At 40.2% G+C, this 19,015-nt stretch carries 17 protein-coding genes; 12 read left to right on the top strand and 5 right to left on the bottom strand.

Translation table 11 applies throughout. The features are described 5' to 3' along the window. Positions 1 to 3 precede the first annotated feature (3 nt). Positions 4 to 258, top strand: coding sequence for a hypothetical protein (locus tag Q8M41_RS13465; protein WP_305365802.1), 255 nt, complete (start codon positions 4 to 6; stop codon positions 256 to 258). Further along, on the top strand, positions 255 to 530 hold the full coding sequence (locus tag Q8M41_RS13460; protein ID WP_305365801.1) for a Txe/YoeB family addiction module toxin: 276 nt from the start codon (positions 255 to 257) through the stop codon (positions 528 to 530). Before Q8M41_RS13465 ends, Q8M41_RS13460 begins: the two co-directional genes overlap by 4 nt. A 176-nt stretch (positions 531 to 706) precedes the next feature. On the opposite strand, the gene Q8M41_RS13455 is transcribed toward Q8M41_RS13460, so the two are convergent. Next, positions 707 to 1,594 (bottom strand): winged helix-turn-helix domain-containing protein, encoded by an 888-nt coding sequence (locus Q8M41_RS13455; protein WP_305365800.1) that lies wholly within the window; start codon positions 1,592 to 1,594, stop codon positions 707 to 709. A gap of 120 nt (positions 1,595 to 1,714) precedes the next feature. On the opposite strand from Q8M41_RS13455, the gene Q8M41_RS13450 reads away from it, so the two are divergent. After that, a complete protein-coding gene (locus tag Q8M41_RS13450) occupies positions 1,715 to 2,851 on the top strand; it encodes an exo-alpha-sialidase (protein ID WP_305365799.1) in 1,137 nt (378 codons plus the stop codon). A gap of 335 nt (positions 2,852 to 3,186) precedes the next feature. Then, positions 3,187 to 4,311, top strand: coding sequence for a Fic family protein (locus Q8M41_RS13445; protein ID WP_305365798.1), 1,125 nt, complete (start codon positions 3,187 to 3,189; stop codon positions 4,309 to 4,311). 189 nt (positions 4,312 to 4,500) lie between these two features. Here the strand turns inward: Q8M41_RS13445 and Q8M41_RS13440 are convergent, their stop codons facing one another. The 4 genes from Q8M41_RS13440 to Q8M41_RS13430 all read right to left on the bottom strand — a co-directional run bounded on the left by Q8M41_RS13440 (position 4,501) and on the right by Q8M41_RS13430 (position 6,722). Next, positions 4,501 to 5,004 carry a GNAT family N-acetyltransferase gene (locus tag Q8M41_RS13440; RefSeq protein ID WP_305365797.1) on the bottom strand — a complete coding sequence of 168 codons (504 nt, stop codon included), beginning with the start codon at positions 5,002 to 5,004 and terminating at the stop codon, positions 4,501 to 4,503. Beyond that, positions 4,985 to 5,287, bottom strand: a complete 303-nt coding sequence (locus Q8M41_RS13435) for a DUF1778 domain-containing protein (RefSeq protein WP_305365796.1) — start codon at positions 5,285 to 5,287, stop codon at positions 4,985 to 4,987. Before Q8M41_RS13435 ends, Q8M41_RS13440 begins: the two co-directional genes overlap by 20 nt. A 96-nt stretch (positions 5,288 to 5,383) precedes the next feature. Continuing rightward, positions 5,384 to 5,500 carry a DUF5615 family PIN-like protein gene (locus Q8M41_RS18235; RefSeq protein ID WP_370870510.1) on the bottom strand — a complete coding sequence of 39 codons (117 nt, stop codon included), beginning with the start codon at positions 5,498 to 5,500 and terminating at the stop codon, positions 5,384 to 5,386. Between the two features lie 589 nt (positions 5,501 to 6,089). Further along, positions 6,090 to 6,722 (bottom strand): DUF6266 family protein, encoded by a 633-nt coding sequence (locus Q8M41_RS13430; protein WP_305365795.1) that lies wholly within the window; start codon positions 6,720 to 6,722, stop codon positions 6,090 to 6,092. 392 nt (positions 6,723 to 7,114) lie between these two features. Here Q8M41_RS13430 and Q8M41_RS13425 point away from each other — a divergent pair, with 392 nt between their 5' ends. The 8 genes from Q8M41_RS13425 to Q8M41_RS13390 all read left to right on the top strand — a co-directional run bounded on the left by Q8M41_RS13425 (position 7,115) and on the right by Q8M41_RS13390 (position 18,740). After that, positions 7,115 to 7,468 (top strand): hypothetical protein, encoded by a 354-nt coding sequence (locus tag Q8M41_RS13425; protein ID WP_305365794.1) that lies wholly within the window; start codon positions 7,115 to 7,117, stop codon positions 7,466 to 7,468. Positions 7,469 to 7,580: 112 nt separating this feature from the next. Then, positions 7,581 to 8,666: an efflux RND transporter periplasmic adaptor subunit gene (locus tag Q8M41_RS13420; RefSeq protein ID WP_305365793.1), complete on the top strand. Its 1,086-nt coding sequence runs from the start codon at positions 7,581 to 7,583 to the stop codon at positions 8,664 to 8,666. Positions 8,667 to 8,693: 27 nt separating this feature from the next. Then, positions 8,694 to 11,933, top strand: a complete 3,240-nt coding sequence (locus tag Q8M41_RS13415; protein ID WP_305365792.1) for an efflux RND transporter permease subunit — start codon at positions 8,694 to 8,696, stop codon at positions 11,931 to 11,933. Beyond that, on the top strand, positions 11,911 to 13,338 hold the full coding sequence (locus Q8M41_RS13410) for a TolC family protein (RefSeq protein WP_305365791.1): 1,428 nt from the start codon (positions 11,911 to 11,913) through the stop codon (positions 13,336 to 13,338). The genes Q8M41_RS13415 and Q8M41_RS13410 overlap by 23 nt, the downstream gene beginning before the upstream one ends. A 341-nt stretch (positions 13,339 to 13,679) precedes the next feature. Further along, entirely contained in the window at positions 13,680 to 14,798 is a 1,119-nt protein-coding gene (locus tag Q8M41_RS13405; RefSeq protein WP_305365790.1) for an amidohydrolase family protein, read from the top strand. Positions 14,799 to 14,812: 14 nt separating this feature from the next. Beyond that, positions 14,813 to 16,051 (top strand): acyltransferase family protein, encoded by a 1,239-nt coding sequence (locus Q8M41_RS13400; RefSeq protein WP_305365789.1) that lies wholly within the window; start codon positions 14,813 to 14,815, stop codon positions 16,049 to 16,051. 17 nt (positions 16,052 to 16,068) lie between these two features. After that, complete coding sequence (locus tag Q8M41_RS13395; RefSeq protein ID WP_305365788.1) at positions 16,069 to 17,187, top strand: amidohydrolase family protein; 1,119 nt, start codon at positions 16,069 to 16,071, stop codon at positions 17,185 to 17,187. A 131-nt stretch (positions 17,188 to 17,318) separates the two neighbouring features. Next, positions 17,319 to 18,740, top strand: a complete 1,422-nt coding sequence (locus tag Q8M41_RS13390; protein ID WP_305365787.1) for a Gfo/Idh/MocA family protein — start codon at positions 17,319 to 17,321, stop codon at positions 18,738 to 18,740. The last annotated feature ends 275 nt before the right edge of the window (positions 18,741 to 19,015 follow it).

Genomic DNA, 19,015 nt, shown 5'->3' with positions numbered 1-19,015 from the left:
ATCATGGTAATTATAAGCAGTAGAGAGTTTAGGGAAAAGCAGGCGGAATATATGGACCTGGCCGACAATGGTGAACAGATCATCATACAGAGAGGGAAGAATAAGGCTTATTCTATAACACCGGTACTTAAGGATGACTTGTATTTTAGTCCTCAGCTCGTTGAAAAAATCCGTAAAGCGCTGAAACAGGCTGAAGAAGGTAAAGTAACCCGGGTGAGCGGAAAACCGGCCCTCGAGCAGTTTCTTGATGCGCTTTGAAATACACGCTTGAATTTACCGAACAGGCAATTGACGACCTTAGATTGCTTAAACGCTCTGAGCCGTTAGCCTATAAGAAAGCGCAGAAACTGCTCTCAGAGCTGATGAAACATCCGAGAACAGGAACAAGTAAACCCGAAATGAAAAAATACGATCTGGCTGGCTTATTTTCCAGACGGATCAGCCAAAAGCATCGTCTTGTCTACCAGATCAGGGATGAGACTGTGACCGTTATAGTAATCACTGCGGCCGGGCATTACCATGATAAATAGAAATATAAGCGGGTACAAGGCGTTAGAAGATAAAAATCAGCTGTCCGTAGTTTAGCGAAGCGGCTCTATGGATTATCCAATGGTAAGGTTCTCCTGACTCCTTTAATTAATTTAAGACTCTACCTTCTAAAACCATTGAACTATTTTTGTATCTAGTTGTGGCGGGAAGATTCTTCTTAAGAACCAATTTCAAGCTTATACCCTTTGCCACGAACAACAATAATTTTAATATTCGGATCAAACTCCAGTTTTTTTCTGAGTTTTGATATGAACATATCCAGGCTACGGCCCACAATAACACCTTCATCTTCCCATATTTCTTTTTGCAGACGGCTTCGCTCTATGGTTTCGTTTGGAGATAATGCGAAAATGAGCAATACCCGGGTTTCCGTTCCGGTAAGGTCTATTGTTTTTCCATTTATCAGAAGATTACGGTTCTTCGAATCGAACAGCACCGGACCCAAACTGAAAATACTGGTAGACTGAACATCTTTTAGACCTCTCCCGGGCTTAGCAGATCTCAAAAAAATAAAACCAACAAATGCTAAAAATGGCAGGCTGCCCAGAAGATATCCATTCTTTGCTATTAGTATACCCTTCGGTTCAAACCTGATATTAATCATGTAACATGCTGTGGGTTGTTCTCTTCCTGAACATGCGACAATCGTATTTTTTTCATTTTTGGATATAGCGTATGCAAATGCTACGCTGGCGTTGCTGCAGTTCAGAACGTTAACAACATAATCACCTGCGAGCGGGTCTTTGGCCAGCAAACGCCGGGTAGTATTCACCAGGCTGTCTGGTTGAAAAGTAAGATTATTCTCAAACCTGATCTGGTATTCATCCGCTGCAATCTTATTTACGGGCAGCACCCTTGATGTACTGTCGCCCGACTGTAAGAGGAGTTCATGTCCGATCCTGCGGAGTAAAACTTCCCGCCTCGCAATATCAAAGTCATCGTCTGCCGCAATACTGAAAGCCACGCATATCACAGAGATAAACAATAATATCAATGCGAAGAGGTATTTGCGTTTCCCGGAAATGAAATTTTGGCTAACAAGCATGATGTCAAGATTTTATTTACAAAGTTTACATTTTTATTTACAATTCTAATTGCTCAGAAAAAAAACATCAATGTAGCTTTACTGAATCAACCGAATAGGGTTCACTTAAAATTAAAGAAAATGAAAAAATCATTTGTGTATGTTCCTGCCTTCCTCATCGTATTATTTCTTTTAAATTCTTTTGTACTCAAAGAAAAGGAAGCGGGGGAGAATACGGCCGCAGGGATAAAATTAATTAATGACCCGGGGCCTGGTGATAGGTCCTCGATAAATCCATCCGCAAAAGACTCAGTATTCAGACCAAATGGAAATAAACCGGGACTTGTAAACAGCGTTTTCAAATCTACTGATGGCGGCCAAACATGGCAGGACATTAGCGAAGGACTCCCTGAAATTGAACAGTCTGTAAATTTCTTTGCCGGAGAGTCAGATCTCTATTTACAAGTAAAAAATGAAATGTATCGGCTTAAGAGTAATCTTATGATTCCTGTTTGGGAAAAAGAGAATATACCTGATCCGCAAAGTGCTTCGATTGCTTTCAATCGTTCGGGTATCATGGCCTTCAATTATAAAGGACAGATCTATCAAAAGACGTCCGCTACACAAACCTGGTTGCCGATACATACAAATTTCAACAAACATTCAATGCGAACTATTTTTGAAACCTCTGATGGAACGGTATTCCTCGGCTATGACCACGGTCTTTATAAATCTACCGACAAGGGAAAAAACTGGAAGCAGGTACAAAATGAAGGCTGGGTAATGAATATCGTGGAGTCGGAAGGAGTTCTCATTGCGACAGGTCAAAAAGGTATCATGCGTTCGACAGATAATGGTGAACATTGGCAATGGGTAATCAGTGAGGGTGGCGTGGGTATAGCTATTGAACGTATCGAAGGTGGATTTGCTGCTATATCCTGCAACACAGAAACCGAATCAAGAAGAGTACGCATTTCATTGGATAGCGGAAAAACCTGGCAGGCCATTGATGAAGGACTTCGGCCTACTTTGTTCATATCATCGATCAAACAAGTTGGCAAATATTTAATACTTGGTCATCCGGATGGCATATTCCGTACATCTGACAGGGGTAAAACCTGGAAAAGTGTTCATTCTGGTGCTGATGAACAGGTTGATAAAAAGGAGTTTAAATTTGTACCAAGCTGGAACAGACAGGTCAGTGAACCTGGAAATGTATTTAAGATATTTGTTTCCGGTAATGCAATGTATGCTGTGGCGGTGAGTGCCGGATGTTGAAAATAAGCTGCTGTCGGTAGTTTAGCTTAGCGGCTCTTCCTTTAAAACTTTCCCCCGATGCTATCGGGAGATACCAGGCCTGATACGAAAGCGTCGGGCCTGGTTGTTTTGTCAGATATAAGAACGGAGTCTAATAGTACTGTTATTGAATAATCAGTTTCGCGTTGCGTTTAAGACTAAGGACAGGAGGGTTATGGCTCTACCGTCTAAAATCCAGTTAACTGTAGATATCCTATTTTTTACCTTAAGAAGCTTCATGAATCATTGTTTTACCGTCAAGATTCTTATAAACGGTAAATATTTGATTTTTTACCGTCAGTTTGTTATCTTTGTATATGCAAGAAAGTTATAAAGTAAACCCTGATAGGACTAAGCCATGGAATGATATGCCAGAACTTCCAATTGCGGAGGAGCTTTATAAAGACATAGATATTTTTGAGCAATTGGTCTTAGCCAGGGCATCATTAGCGAGATTACAAGGCAGAAGTATAGCTATCCCTAACCAGGGATTACTAATTAATACCATAAGTTTACAAGAGGCGAAGGCTTCGAGTGCTATAGAGAATATTTTTACTACTGACGATGAACTTTATAAAGCTTACAGTGATCAGAAATATCAAATGCCACAAGGTGCCTCAAAAGAAGTTCTGAGATACCGTGAAGCACTATGGGCAGGTTATCATTATCTATCAAAACTCCCTGGATTTGATCAAAACTATTTCATCAATATATATCAGGAAATTAGCCAGGTAAGTGATGGAATAAGACCTGCGTTTTTAAATACAGTAATTAAGCAAGGAGGGTCAGGTTTGAATGCAGGAACAATTGTTTATACACCTCCAAGAGGAAATGGAATAGTGGAGCAGAAACTTCGGAATCTGATCCAATTTCTGAATAATGTCGATGATAAAACAGATCCATTAATTAAAATGGCTATCGGACACTTTCAGTTTGAAGCTATTCACCCTTTTCGTGATGGCAACGGAAGAACAGGTAGAATATTCAATATTCATTATCTTACCAAAATGGGCTTACTGGATTATCCTATATTGTTTTTAAGTCGTTATATTATTGAACATAAAGATGATTATTATAATCTGTTAGGTGGTGTTTCACAAAGAGGTAGATGGAAAGAATGGATATTTTATATTTTAAAAGCAATAGAAGTTACTTCCAATATTACCTATGATAAAATCAATGATATTCTGGCAACAAAAGAAGCCATAATGGAGGAGGTAGTGAAACATAAGGATATCAGGAGGCCTGATCGATTAGTTGATCTGATTTTTACACAACCATTTACTAAAGTAAAACATCTTGAAGATGCTAAATTATATGCTGAAAAAACAGCGAGAAACTACTTGAACAAATTAACTGAACTGGGGATTTTGGAGCGAAGATCTATAGAAGGAGGACATTATTATTTAAATCTTGAGCTCTACAGGATATTATCCGAATAATAGGAGTGATGGCACATGCAAAAATAGGGGCACTACTGACAGCTGTGGAGGTATAGAAACGGAGTCTGAGACTCCTATTTATTGAATAATCCGTAGTCCCGCTGCGCTTAAGACTACGGACAGTAGGAGCTTAGTTATATTGGTAAATTTAGAATCGGATTGCGAAACTCCTGCATATTAGATAACGCTCTATGAGTTGATAAGTTCTCTGATCGTTTTCATCGGGATAAACATTCTTGAGCTACTTTCCAGATGGATGAAACCGTATTTTTTGTAAAATGCTGCCGCGGAATCATCTATCGGGTCGACGATTATTGCGAGACTGCCAATGGCATCTGCGGCGAGCAGGCACTTTTCAAAGGCATCCTGTAAAAGAAACTTACCATAACCTTTTCCTTTATGTTTCAGGTCAACTGCGAGCCTGCCCAGCATTATTGCCGGTAGGTTTTGGTAATTTGGTGGAAGTCTGAGCTTTTTCAGCAATTCTACAGGTAAGCCTTCCCGTTGTATAGAATTACTTGAAAGCGTATAGTAGGCCAAGACTATGCCTTCATTATCTTGTAAAACATAGCAAGCAGATAAGTCTCTCTTAACATCCTGTGAGGCTTGCTTTTTGATGTATTCATCTAACAGCGGAGTATTACTGTTAAATCTTTCCTGATCATGTTGCTTTTCAAGGGGTACTATTTCCACTTTTTTCGCTCTCCTTAAATTTTAAATAATCTAAACGAGCCTGCTTAAGGGCATTATTGGGAGCCGGTGGATTTATTAATGCTTCTAAAAATATCCTTTTATCCTCAATCGTATGCAGGATAGTATTGTTATCCTGTATGATTTTGCTGGCCTGTGCCTGGATGTGAAAAACTATAAATTCAGAAAGACTCTTAAATCCGCTCAGTTCGGATGCGTACTTAATTAACTCTTTTTGTTCTTTGCTAATGCGAACATCGATTCTATCGTTAATTACTGTTGCCATTTTATTCCGATCTTTTCTTATATAATTATATTGTACTTCTTCTTACAAATGTACGTAAATTTACCGTACAAATAAACTTGTTTTTAAATTAGGTGTTTAGCAAACACTAAGAATCATTAAACCCGGTTTATCTGACTTGTTAAGCGCCAAAGCAGTGCCGAAGTCCAGATCATGGGTAAAAACAATATGATTATGTTTTCTTGCCCAATCCATTAGAATAGGTAGAATCATATTTGCCAATGGTTGACCAATGAACTGCCTCTATTTCAATGAGTTTTAATTCTTGTGCCCATTAAAGGCAATGTCAGAATTTTAGAATCCAACTCATCAGCGAATGACCTTGTTTGTAATATTGAAGAAATTCCGGCCTTAGCTGACAAGCGTTGTTGGGCGTAAGGAGGTTCCTGCTTTCGTTGATCTGACCTTGTAATATATGTGGCGGGAGGTTCTCGCTTCCGCGAGAATGACAAGCGTGGGGGAATGAAGGAGATTCCTCTGCTGGAATCGCAATACGGAACCGTACGATAAATGATGATACCTTTTACTCATTTATCCAGACCGATTCCAGCGGAGGCTGTATTCCCCATATATCCCACCTGAATTGTCATTCTCGCGGAAGTGGGAACCTCCAATTTGTCAGCCGATAAAATCGGATCCCGCAAAAGCTGGAACCTCCCACCATAGTACATAGAGGTATTTTAACACAATGAATCTAACCGAACGCTTAAATTATGACGTTGCTCCCTCAGGGTCGAAGAACAAAAACTTTTACCAGACACCAGTGATTTTGTAAAATCCTCCTCTAAGCTTCTCCAACCCTAAACTCCCCCAAATACACACTATCCGATTGCCTGCTCCGGTCGGCAGCGATAAAAGCAAGGTAAACATGATAAGGGTTGGGCGATGCGTGAACTGGTACCAGTACTTCACCCGAAGTTCTGTCACTGCTTAAAACTTCACCATATGGACCGAATTCCAGTCGGTAAGCCAATACCATGGCCTGATCATATAGAAAGCCCCGTTCCCTATTTGGGGTCCAACTGATGCGGAAGGTGTTTGGCTCCTGCAAGCTGCATTGTATATTTTCTGGAAGAGGTAAATTCCCTGAACTGATCTTTACAAGAGCCGGATCAATCCGGATTTCACCATCAATTACCTGCATGCAATTCTTCAGGAGCCACGATTTGGCTGCTGCAAAACCCTGAAATCGTTCATTATAACCCTTGAATCCTACCCTGACGAAATCCTTGATAGGCAGGAGCCAGGCATGAGCAGCTGCAAATTTTTTGCGGTTAAGGATCTCTCCTTCTTTTGGTTTTTTGGTCCTTTTTTTATAAAGTCCCTTTATATACCCTACTCCATTTACGGTATAACCAATCACGGATCCTGCCTTTCCTATGAAGGGTCCGTTGATGCCATTGATCAATCTTGCCATAATGCTATGGTTTATGTCCATATTGAATCTAAGAATAATTCAGGGAAAACTTAAATTTAATATAAGATATACACTAAGTAAACACTGGGCAAACTCTAATACACTTGTGTTTACCTAGTGTTTTGTGTGCGTTTACTATGCGTTTACTCAGGGTTTTTATGCTATAAGATATTGATGTGTCTTTATCATGCCTTATACACTATCTGCCTTGCTTAGGGATCGAATAATCATTAAGGATAAGATTCTTCGTGTAAAAAATATATACGCATTAGCCTAAAATTCAACAAATATTTTTGGAGATAGAATTCTTTTGTATTTTCACCGAAGGAATGTTTACGAAAAGTAAGAATTTTAAAGTCTATAGTCATTTTCATTTGTCCCTGGGTACAAATTTGAAGTACGGCATAATTGCTTTTCTTGCGCTTTTTTACTTTTTCGGCCAGACTTCTGATACCAGGGCCAGTGAAAATAGGTTCTTGCATATCGCATCGGTTCATCAGTCCGATTTTTCATCCAATACGATCCATACCCCATCCCATCTGCCTTTTGAAACGGCACATAAAGATTGGCTAAATGAGGATAAGGAAGAAGATGAAAATAAACTCTACTGGACCTGTTCATTTGAACCTCGAATCAGTAAGTCATTCAGATCAGATTCGTTTCTATCGGTTTTAAATTTAAACCATAAACAGGCTAAAGTCCCGCTTTTTATACTTTACCACGCCTGGCGCACATTTCTCTCTTAGTTAAATAATTTCTCAAATTTCTTCTGTACGGCTTATCCCATGCAGAAACCTTGTCTATTCGTCCGGCTCGCTGGCTGGATCTTCTTGTTATTTAACTTAAATCAAAATTATTATGAAGAGGATATTCATTCTCAATTGTTTGTTATCACTATTAATTTATACAAGCTGCACAACCCAGGAACACAAAAAGGAAATGGAAACCAAGTTTCTGGTGACCAGTCCTATTCAAAGGGATACTTTTATTTATAAAGAGTATGTCAGTCAGATCCAATCTATTAATCATATAGAAATCAGATCTCAGGAACGGGGCTTTCTTCAGACCATTTATGTTGACGAGGGCCAATTTTTAAAGAAGGGTCAACTGATGTTCAAGATCATGCCCCTTATTTACCAGGCCGAAGTGGCGAAAGCAAAAGCAGAAATGAATTTTGCAGAGATCGAATACAAAAATACCAAAAGCCTGGCCGACAATAATGTGGTATCGCCCAATGAACTGGCCCTCGCAAAAGCCACACTCGACAAAGCAAAGGCTGAGCTGGCTCTGGCTGAGGCTCATTTAGGCTTCACTGAAATTCGGGCTCCTTTCGATGGCATAATGGACCGCTTTCAAAAGCGTATTGGAAGTCTGATTGAAGAGGGCGAATTGCTCACCACACTTTCTGACAATAGCCGGATGTGGGTTTATTTCAACGTTCCTGAGGCTGAATATCTTGATTATGTTAAAAAAGCAAAATCTGAAAGTACAAAAAATGTACTCCTCAAAATGGCTAACAATGAACAGTTTGATGTTCCCGGTGTAGTAGAGACCATTGAAGCCGATTTTAATAATGAAACAGGAAATATTGCTTTCAGGGCAACATTCCCTAATCCGAAGGGAATACTCCGTCATGGCGGAACCGGAAATATACTCATGCCGATCAATCTCAAAAACGCAATCATCATTCCACAAAGGGCAACTTTCGATGTACTAGATAAAAAGTATGTGTACATCGTTGACGATAACAAAGTACTGCAGGCAAAACAAATCACGATTGCCCAGGAATTACCTCACCTCTATGTAGTTGCTTCCGGCCTTAATGCAAATGATAAAATTCTTGCAGAAGGTTTAGGCAAAGTGAAGAATAACGTGAAGATAAATTATGAGTTTGTGTCTTTTGCGAAAGAACTAACCGAGCTCAATAATTTACATGCTGAATAGATTAGGAACAAAAAAAAATTTAAAAATATGTTTGATAAATTTATTAAAAGACCGGTTCTTGCTATTGCATTATCTGTAGCAATAGTCTTTCTGGGATTATTGGCTATAAAAACCTCGCCGGTAGCACAATTCCCGGAAATAGCACCACCAAGGGTAAATATCTTCATTGAGTTTCCCGGCTCTAATGCCGACGTTCTGGTTAAATCAACACTTACTATTCTTGAGCGTGCAATCAATGGTGTGCAGGGAATGCAATACATACTTTCTGATGCTACGAGCGCTGGTGAAGCAAGTCTTCAAGTGATATTTGAACCAGGTACTGATCCTACACTGGCAGCAGTGAGAGTAAAATCAAGAGTGGATCAGGTAATGACCAACCTTCCGCCATTGGTTCAAAGAGAAGGTGTAATCATTTCTCCCTTACAACCCAGTATGTTGATGTATTTAAACTTGTATAGCAAGGATAAAGGCATTGATGAAAAGTTTTTATTCAACTATGCAAACACTTACATCCTGCCTGAACTTCAACGGATAAAGGGAATGGGTCTTGCACAGGCAATTGGTAGCCGTTCATTTGCGATTCGGGTATGGTTAAATCCCGAAAGGATGCGGGCATACAAAGTTTCTGCCGAAGAAGTTTTAGAGGCTATTGATGAGCAAAGTGTATTGGCACGTCCCGGTAGGGTAGGCCTAAGCTCTGGAAAAACAGCACAGTCCCAGGAATATGTTTTCACTTACAAAGGTTGGTACAATACGCCTGAACAATACCAGGACATCGTAATCAGGGCAAACGCTAATGGTGAGATTTTAAAGCTGAAAGATATTGGTGAAGTTGAAGTAGGTAGTGAATTCGTTGATATTTATTCCAATAAAGACGGTAGCCCTTCAGCTTCTCTGGTATTGAAACAAAATCCCGGCAGTAATGCTAGTACGGTCATAGATGAAATAAAGATAAAACTTGAGGAATTAAAAAAGGATTTCCCTCCGGGGATAGATTATGAAATTAACTACGACGTATCAAAGTTTGTAGATGCTTCTATTGAGAAAGTATTACATACTTTAATTGAAGCCTTTATTTTAGTGGCTTTGGTTGTATTTATCTTCCTTGGCGACTGGCGTTCTACCCTGATTCCCATTCTTGCAGTTCCGGTATCCCTGATCGGTGCCTTTATTTTCATGCAATACTTTGGCTTGAGTATCAACCTCATTACCCTATTCGCATTAGTACTGGCTATTGGTATTGTGGTGGATAATGCGATTGTGGTTGTAGAAGCAGTGCATGTGAAGATGGCCGAGGAGCATCTCGCTCCATTTCCAGCTGTGAAGAAAGTTGTAGGTGAAATCAGTGGTGCCATCATTGCTATTACCCTGGTTATGACTTCGGTATTTGTTCCGGTTGCATTTATGACCGGACCGGTTGGGGTGCTTTACCGTCAGTTTTCACTTACGATGGCAGGGGCTATTGTTATTTCAGGTTTTGTGGCGCTTACCCTTACACCGGTGCTTTGTGCCATTCTTTTGAAAAATACACATGGGAAACCAAAACGGAGAACACCTGTCAATATGTTTATCGATTGGTTTAACAGATCCTTCGAGCGTGTTACGGGTAAATACACAAAGTTTCTTACACTTATTGTAAACCGAAGAGTAATTACCTATGGAATTTTAATTGCTTTTGCATTTGGCATTGCAGGGATAAACAAAATTCTTCCTGCCGGCTTTATCCCGAGTGAAGATCAGGGACAGGTTTATGCGATCATTCAAACCCCACCCGGGACCACGCTCGAACGGACGAATGAAATCTCAAGGAAACTTCAACACTTAGCCAAAGAGGTAGAAGGTGTTTCTTCGGTTACTTCCCTTGCAGGGTATGAAATTCTTACAGAAGGCAGGGGTTCGAATGCCGGCACCTGTTTGATCAATCTAAAAGACTGGTCCGACCGGGAACATTCGGTAAAGGAAATTGTAGAAGAGTTAGAAGAAAAGACAAAAGACCTTCCTGCAAATATCGAATACTTTGAACCTCCTGCAGTTCCTGGCTATGGTACCTCGGATGGTTTCTCTGTGCGATTATTGGATAAAGGCAGTGATGTGGATTACCAGGAGTTTGATAGGGTCAATGCAGATTTTATCGCAGCACTGAAAAAAAGGAAGGAGTTGGAGGGCTTGTTTGGTTTTTACTCGGCCAAGTATCCACAGTATGAAATATTCGTAGATAATGCCCTGGCTGTGCAAAAAGGAGTTTCAGTGGGTGCAGCTATGGAAAATCTGAACATCATGATTGGAAGCACCTATGAGCAAGGCTTCATTCGCTTTAACAATTATTACAAAGTGTACACCCAGGCAGGGCCGGAGTTCAGGAAACAACCATCCGACATTCTGAACATGTTCATTAAAAACAATCGTGACGAAATGGTTCCCTACTCTGCTTTTATGAAAATAAAAAAGACCCAGGGGCCAAATGAAATTGCACGTTACAATCTTTACATCTCATCATTGATCAATGGTATGCCAGCGAAGGGTTACTCTTCAGGTGATGCAATTGATGCAATCAAGGAAGTTGCAAAAGAAACGCTGCCACATGGTTACGATATTGCCTGGGAAGGGCTTTCCTATGATGAAGCAAGGAGAGGAAACGAAGCATTATACATTTTCATTGTAGTGCTATTCATTGTGTATCTGATCCTTGCAGCACAATATGAAAGCTTTTTTCTACCCCTTGCAGTTTTACTTTCTATTCCTCCTGGCATCTTCGGATCCTTCCTCTTGTTAAAAGTGATGGGTTTAGCCAATGATGTGTATGCCCAGGTGGGGCTTATCATGCTGGTTGGTTTGCTGGGTAAAAATGCTGTGTTGATTGTGGAATTTGCTGTTCAGAAGCACAACAAGGGAGCAACTGTTATGGAAGCTGCCATTGAAGGTGCAAGAGCCCGTTTCCGGCCAATCTTAATGACCTCCTTCGCATTTATTGCGGGATTAATTCCGCTGGTGATTGCAACAGGTCCGGGTGCAGTGGGTAATCATACCATTGGTGCATCCGCTTTGGGAGGGATGTTGTTCGGTACTGTTTTCGGAGTTATTGTGGTGCCTGGTCTTTATTACATTTTCGGTAAAATGCAGGAAGGCAGACATCTCATTAAAGATGAAGATGAGAATCCGCTGAGTGAACAATTTGTGGAAAGCGGATCTGAAAGTGCTCTGACTAACCGAATCAAAAAAATTATCAAACGAATCATAAATAAAAATGAAAAAGATAATAACAGTTAAATACCTGATCCTTCTTTTCTGTTCCGTAGGGCTTGGTGCCTGTAAAGTACCAGCTATTACCGGGAAGGAGGAGAGCAAATCAGTTCCTAAGGCTTTTCACAATTCGCAGGATACACTGAACTCCACAAGCATTAAGTGGAGAGCATACTTCAGCGATCCTAATCTGCATGCTATTATTGATACTGCCTTGCTTAACAATCAGGAGCTGAACATAACCCTGCAGGAAATTGAGATGAGCAAGAATGAAATCATGACCCGTAAAGGTGAATATCTGCCATTTGTGAATCTGGGTATTGGCGCTGGCATTGACAAAGCAGGCAAATATACCTGGGATGGAATTTCGGAGGAAGATTGGAAGCATAATCCCGATAAAGATCATGAATACATAGGTGATTTCTTTGCAGGGGCTAACTTCTCCTGGGAGCTCGATGTTTGGAATAAACTCAGGAATGCAAAAAAATCTGCAGTGCTGAAATATTTGTCCACCACCGAAGGGAAAAACTTTATGGTGACAAACATCATTGCAGAAATTGCTGAATCCTATTATGAGCTGCTGGCACTCGATAATTTGATGGCCATTATTCAGCAGAACATAGAACTGCAAACAAATGCCCTCAAGGTGGTGAAGCTTCAAAAAGATGCGGCTAAAGTTACCCAATTGGCTGTAAACAGGTTTGATGCGCAACTGCTCAATACAATTAATTTGCAATATGAAATTCAGCAAAAGATCATCGAAACAGAGAACAGGATCAACTTTTTGGCCGGTCGTTTTCCGCAGCCCATTGCAAGGAATTCAGCAGACTTTAATAACAGTCCGCTGGATATGATCCAAAGTGGTATTCCATCGCAACTGTTGGTTAACCGCCCGGATATACGCCAGGCTGAACTGGAATTAGCTGCTTCAAAAATTGATGTGCAGGTTGCAAAAGCAAATTTTTATCCCTCATTCAGGCTTACAGCCGGACTTGGTTTCCGTGCATTTAATCCTGCTTACCTTGTTAAACCTGAATCAATCCTTTACAATTTAGCAGGTGATATGGTTGCACCATTAATTAACAAGAATGCGATTAAGGCTAGCTATTTGAATGCTAACCTACAGCAGATACAGGCAGTTTATAATTACGAGCGTACTATTTTGAATGCGCATATCGAAGTAGTGAACCAACTTTCAAGGATCGGGAACTTCGCCAAGAGTTATGAAATAAAGTCGAAGGAAGTTGAAATACTTACGCAATCGATTACGATATCAAATAGTCTCTTTTATTCAGCAAGGGCAGATTATATGGAAGTATTGTTAACTCAAAGGGAAGCTCTGGAATCAAGAATGCAGCAAATTGAAATCAAAATGAAACAGTTGAATGCCAAAGTCAATATTTATAAGGCTTTGGGAGGAGGCTGGAATTAATATAATGACGTTGCCCTTCATGGCCAATTTTGGAATTACAAATTTTATTACAATAATTAGGAGTGATAAACCTGAATGGGTTAGAAAGTCCAGATCTGATATGAAATCATCAGGTCTGGATTTTTTATTTGTATCAACGCATCATTTGGGATTTGTAAATAAAATTACAATCATAATTTTAAACATTAATCCACTTTTAAAACTCCCAAATTCATATTTTTTAGCAAAAAGCATTTTATCGTTGCTTTTTTCTTAATTCTCTGAATGAAATGAAAAAAAATAGAATTCCGAATGTTTTATTTAATTTAAAGAACTCAAACTCTTAATTGAATAAGCGATAAATGAAGATTAAATCTGTCCTGATTGTATTGACTGCACTTATAGCTCCTTATAGAGCAGGAAATGCTTTCATGAGTCCAACAAAACATGTTCAGTTTAAACAAGAGCGCTATTACACTGTTGAAGATTTTAAATCAGTTAAAAAGTTCGATACCCACATCCATATCAACACGGAAGAGAGCAAATTTATTAAACTAGCTCAGGAAGATAATTTTCAGTTTCTGGATATCGTTGATGACCGGCCTTTTGGATTGCCATGGGCCGAGCAGCAGAAATTTGCCTTTCTTCATTTGAATAATTTTCCAAAGCAAATGGAAGTGGCAACCACCTTTTCGGTAAAAGGTTTTAATGATAAGGGCTGGGCTGAAAACACAATCAGGGACTTAAAACAATCCCTGTCAAAGGGAGCCCGGGCGGTTAAGATCTGGAAAAACATAGGAATGGATCTCCGTGATGACAAGGGAAAATTTGTGATGCTTGATGATCCCAGGCTTGCACCCATATTCAGGTTTCTTGTACAAAACGGTATTCCATTGATCGGGCATAATGGCGAACCCAGGGATTGCTGGCTTCCCCTTGATAAAATGACTTTCAGTAAATCCTATTATGGTTCTCATCCCGAATATCATATGTATCTGCATCCGGAATATCCATCTTATGAAGATCATATTCAGGCCAGGGATAATCTGCTGGAAAAGTACCCCAATCTGAAATTTGTAGGGGCACATTTGGGAAGTCTGGAATGGAGTCTTGATGAATTAGCTAAACGGCTCGACCGCTTTCCGAATATGCGTGTCGATTTATCAAGAATCACTAATTTACAATTGCATACCTTAAATGACAGAGAAAAAACCCATAATTTTTTCATTAAATATCAGGACAGGCTGGTTTACGGTACTGATAAAGCAATTAATTCAAGTACTGATCCTGCAGGATTATCTAAAACTATTCATGATTCATGGGTACGCGACTGGATTTTCTTTGTTACGGATGATGCGATCAGCTTACCGGGATATGGAGATCTCAAGGGACTAAAATTACCTACAGATATAATCGATAAAATATATTATAAAAACGCTAAGGACTGGCTATCAGCCGGGATCCCGCACAAGCGAGACTAAAAAACAATTGTATAATGAAAGAAACAGAAATATCCCATGAACATACTCAGGCAACAGGAGCTGCAATAAATCCTGCATTGCCTCAAAATCGCGTCGCATCAGTGGATGTCTACCGTGGCTTTGTGATGCTGCTAATGATGGCCGAAGTTCTTTCTCTTCAGGATGTTGCCAAAGCACTACCTGATAGTAATTTTTGGCAGTTCATTGGCTTCAATCAATCACATGTTCCATGGACATGGCTGAGTTTGCATGATATGATCCAGCCATCTTTCACCTTCCTGGTAGGAGTGGTTTTGCCTTATTCCATTGCCAGCAGAAAAAATAAGGGAGCAAGCTTTGGTAATATACTTGGTCATACGATCAAGCGTTCATTCATTCTGATATTTCTGGGGATATTTCTCCGGTCGATGCATTCTGAACAAACCTACTGGACATTTGAGGATACCTTGACCCAGATCGGTTTGGGATATACCTTTTTGGTTTTGGTATCCCTGTACTCTCAGCGGATACAGATTGGTATTCTGGTATTTATTTTAGTTGCCTATTGGCTCGCTTTTGCACTTTATCCACTTCCGGGAGCTGATTTTAATTATACAGCAGCCGGAGTGACTGCCAACTGGGAGCATAATTTAAGTGGCTTTGCAGCACACTGGAATAAGAATACCAATTTTGCATGGGCATTCGACCAGTGGTTTATGAATATCTTTCCTCGTGAGAATCCCTTTTTATTCAATGGTGGAGGGTATTCAACTCTGAGTTTCATACCTACTCTTGGCACCATGGTATTGGGTCTGCTGGCTGGTAATATTCTCAACTCTTCAGTTACAGCCCGTAAAAAGCTGAACAGTTTTGCTTTGTATGGTATTGGTCTGATTCTGCTTGGAATCATCCTTCATTTTGCAGGAATTAATCCGATTGTTAAGCGGATCTGGACACCGGCCTGGACAATATTTAGCGGAGGAATATGTTTCCTTTTCCTCGCGATGTTTTATGGTTTGATTGATATGAAAGACCGTAAAAAAGGAACCTTCTTTCTGATGGTGATTGGAGTAAATTCAATTGCGGCTTATGTCATTGCCGATGGTGGAATGCGAAACGTGATCAATGATTCATTATTCATTCACCTGGGCAAAAATTTTGATCAGATTCTCGGTTCGGCGTATGCTACTCTGATCAGTGGCGGACTGGTTCTATTCTTCGAATGGCTGATCCTGTACTGGATGTATAAGAAAAAATTATTTATAAAAATTTAGACCATATTTAATTGATTATGAAATTACTTTCAAATTCACGCTATGCAAGTATGCTGGCGCTTGCTCTGTTCATGCAGAATTGTACTCAATCAGGCAAAACTTCTTCAGAGGGGGAAAGCTCTGATACCACTTATTATTCAATGGAAGATTTTCGGAAGGTTGAGAAGTATGACACCCATGCTCATATCAATGCTTACGATACAACTTTCATTGAACTTGCTAAAGAAGACAATTTCAGACTTCTTGCTTTAAATGTTAATCCCTCAAGTTATCCTACCGTTGAGCATCAGCAGGATGTAGCAGTAAGGATGGTTAAGGCTTACCCGGAGCAGGTGGCCTGGGCAACTACCTTTACTGTAGCAAACTGGGGGACAGATAAATGGCTGCCCCAAACACTGGATTATCTGAAGGGTTCATTTGATAATGGAGCGATAGGAGTGAAGGTCTGGAAGAATGTTGGTATGGAACTTCGCGACAAGGATGGGAAGTTTGTGATGATTGATGATCCTCGCTTCGACCCGGTGATTGATTTCATAGAAAAGAACAATAAAACATTTGTAGGGCATTTGGGTGAACCGCGTAATGCATGGTTGCCGGTAGATCAAATGACTGTTTCAGGAGATAAAAGCTATTTCAGCAAGCATCCTGAATACCATATGTTCCTGCATCCCGAATACCCATCCTATGAGGATCAGGTAAATGCAAGGGATAAAATGCTTGAAAAGCATCCCAATCTCCGTTTTGTAGGTGTTCACCTCGGGAGTTTGGAATGGAGTGTAGATGAACTCGCAAAACGCCTTGATAAGTTCCCGAATATGGCTGTTGATATGGCCGAGCGGATTTGCCATCTGGAGTATCAGTCGATAAAGGAGAGACAGAAGGTCAGGGATTTTATGATCAAATACCAGGACAGACTTATATATGCAACGGATGATTGGGTTGGACCTGATTCAGATCCTGTTGAACTTAAAAAAGATATTCAGGAGACCAGATTAAGTGACTGGAAGTATTTTGTAACCGATGAAGAAATGAGTGTTCCTTATTTTAAGGAAAAGATTAAGGGTTTAAAATTACCAAAGGAGGTTATCGATAAGATCTATCGTAAAAATGCTGAAAAGTGGTTTCCGGGTATTTAAAAGGAAAAAAAATCGCAGACATTATAAATAATACTTTATTTTAAGGGACTGAATATTTAAAACCTGATTACAGGTCTGATTATAATTATTAATGCCGCCTGAGCGGATAAGTTGAAAATAATATCTAGAAAATGAAGAATAACCGTAGAGATTTTTTGAAAATAAGCAGCCTGGCAGGGCTTGGTCTTGCCGGAGGTAGTGTAATGAAGGGTTTTGCATCGGAAACAGAGCAATCAAATCCAATGGATTCGATGTATGGACATTCCACTGTACAAACCTTTAACATGAGTGGCTATGCAGCGCCTAAAATTCCAATTGTTCGGGTTGGTTTTATCGGACTGGGACAGCGTGGTCCAAGTCACCTGAATGCAATATCAAAAATTGAAGGTACTGAGATTAAAGCTTTATGCGATTTACGTCCGGCAAGTGTTGAGAAAGCTAAGAAAGTGATTGATGGTACCAGTCATAATCCGACCCTCTATTCAGGCGGCCCGGATGAATGGAAGAAACTATGCGATCGTAAGGATATAGATCTGGTTTATATCGCAACCCCATGGCATCTCCATGTTCCAATGGCAATTTACGCTATGAATCAGGGTAAACATGTGACCATTGAAGTTCCGGCAGCGGTTTCTATGCAGGAATGCTGGCAATTAGTAGAAACTTCTGAGCGTACACGCAAACATTGCATGATGCTGGAGAACTGCTGTTATGACTTTTTTGAATTGCTTACCTTAAACATGGCAAGACAAGGCTACTTTGGTAAGCTTGTACATACTGAAGGAGCGTATATTCATAATCTGATCGACCTTAACTTTAGTGATAAGGGCTATCAGGATATGTGGCGATTAAGAGAGAATGCAACCAGAAAGGGTAGTCTTTATCCTACTCATGGTCTGGGGCCTGTATGTCAGGCTCTGAATATTAACCGTGGAGACAAAATGGACTATCTGGTTTCTGTTTCTACCAATGACTTCCAGATGGGTGCCCGTGCGAAAGAACTGGCAGCAAAAAATGATCTTTATAAGGAGTTTGCCAATAAAGACTTTAACGGTAATATGAATACGACAACTATTCGTACCACGCTGGGAAAGACCATTATGATTCAGCATGATGTAACTTCACCACGACCTTACTCAAGGATACACCTGCTTAGCGGTACCAAGGGTACAGCATTAAAATACCCTGTACCTAGTATCTCTAACAGCCATGAAGGTTGGGTTAATGCGGCTGAATTTAAAGCATTAGAAGAAAAATATACTCCAAACATTGTCAAAAAAGTTGGCGAACTGGCTAAAAAGGTTGGTGGGCATGGAGGAATGGACTTCTTAATGAACTGGCGCCTGATCGATTGCCTCAGAAATGGTTTACCTCTTGATCAGGATGTTTATGATGCAGCTTCATGGAGTGCAGTATGGCCATTGAGTGAATGGTCTGTGAACAACCGCTCCAATTCGGTAGATGTGCCAGACTTTACCCGCGGTTCATGGCAAAAGAATGAGCCACATGATATTGATTTGAAAAAGGGTGGTGATACTAAGGTGAAGATATAGCGCAAAGCTTTATCGCATCCAGTTCAGGGATGAGAAAATGAGTTTAAAAAATCCAGATGATTGCGATCGTCTGGATTTTTTTATGGTGAGCAGGAAGGGGGGCAAATGTTTATAGATTTATTTTTTAAGGAAGATCCCGACCCTGAAGCTATCGTGTGGACACATCTTTAAACAGGTGTCAAAGTATCAAAATTTATTATTAAGTAGGGATTTAGGCGCTATGCTGTGCCCCTTTGGAGGGGCTACGGGGAGGTTCCACCCCCTTTAATTCCCCC

The organism is Daejeonella sp. (assembly GCF_030684675.1).
In the GTDB taxonomy this organism is placed as follows: Bacteria; Bacteroidota; Bacteroidia; order Sphingobacteriales; family Sphingobacteriaceae; genus Daejeonella.
Note: the sequence above shows the minus strand (reverse complement) of the source record. Positions and strands in the feature narration are given on the sequence as shown.

What these genes read in the sequence shown, in the direction of transcription:
- Q8M41_RS13435 (WP_305365796.1), bottom strand. Translation starts at nt 5,287, where the DNA reads ATGGCAACAGTAATTAACGATAGAATCGATGTTCGCATTAGCAAAGAA.
- Q8M41_RS13465 (WP_305365802.1), top strand. Translation starts at nt 4, where the DNA reads ATGGTAATTATAAGCAGTAGAGAGTTTAGGGAAAAGCAGGCGGAATAT.
- Q8M41_RS13390 (WP_305365787.1), top strand. Translation starts at nt 17,319, where the DNA reads ATGAAGAATAACCGTAGAGATTTTTTGAAAATAAGCAGCCTGGCAGGG.
- Q8M41_RS18235 (WP_370870510.1), bottom strand. Translation starts at nt 5,500, where the DNA reads ATGGATTGGGCAAGAAAACATAATCATATTGTTTTTACCCATGATCTG.
- Q8M41_RS13445 (WP_305365798.1), top strand. Translation starts at nt 3,187, where the DNA reads ATGCAAGAAAGTTATAAAGTAAACCCTGATAGGACTAAGCCATGGAAT.
- Q8M41_RS13410 (WP_305365791.1), top strand. Translation starts at nt 11,911, where the DNA reads ATGAAAAAGATAATAACAGTTAAATACCTGATCCTTCTTTTCTGTTCC.
- Q8M41_RS13450 (WP_305365799.1), top strand. Translation starts at nt 1,715, where the DNA reads ATGAAAAAATCATTTGTGTATGTTCCTGCCTTCCTCATCGTATTATTT.
- Q8M41_RS13455 (WP_305365800.1), bottom strand. Translation starts at nt 1,594, where the DNA reads ATGCTTGTTAGCCAAAATTTCATTTCCGGGAAACGCAAATACCTCTTC.
- Q8M41_RS13420 (WP_305365793.1), top strand. Translation starts at nt 7,581, where the DNA reads ATGAAGAGGATATTCATTCTCAATTGTTTGTTATCACTATTAATTTAT.
- Q8M41_RS13400 (WP_305365789.1), top strand. Translation starts at nt 14,813, where the DNA reads ATGAAAGAAACAGAAATATCCCATGAACATACTCAGGCAACAGGAGCT.
- Q8M41_RS13405 (WP_305365790.1), top strand. Translation starts at nt 13,680, where the DNA reads ATGAAGATTAAATCTGTCCTGATTGTATTGACTGCACTTATAGCTCCT.
- Q8M41_RS13395 (WP_305365788.1), top strand. Translation starts at nt 16,069, where the DNA reads ATGAAATTACTTTCAAATTCACGCTATGCAAGTATGCTGGCGCTTGCT.
- Q8M41_RS13415 (WP_305365792.1), top strand. Translation starts at nt 8,694, where the DNA reads ATGTTTGATAAATTTATTAAAAGACCGGTTCTTGCTATTGCATTATCT.
- Q8M41_RS13430 (WP_305365795.1), bottom strand. Translation starts at nt 6,722, where the DNA reads ATGGCAAGATTGATCAATGGCATCAACGGACCCTTCATAGGAAAGGCA.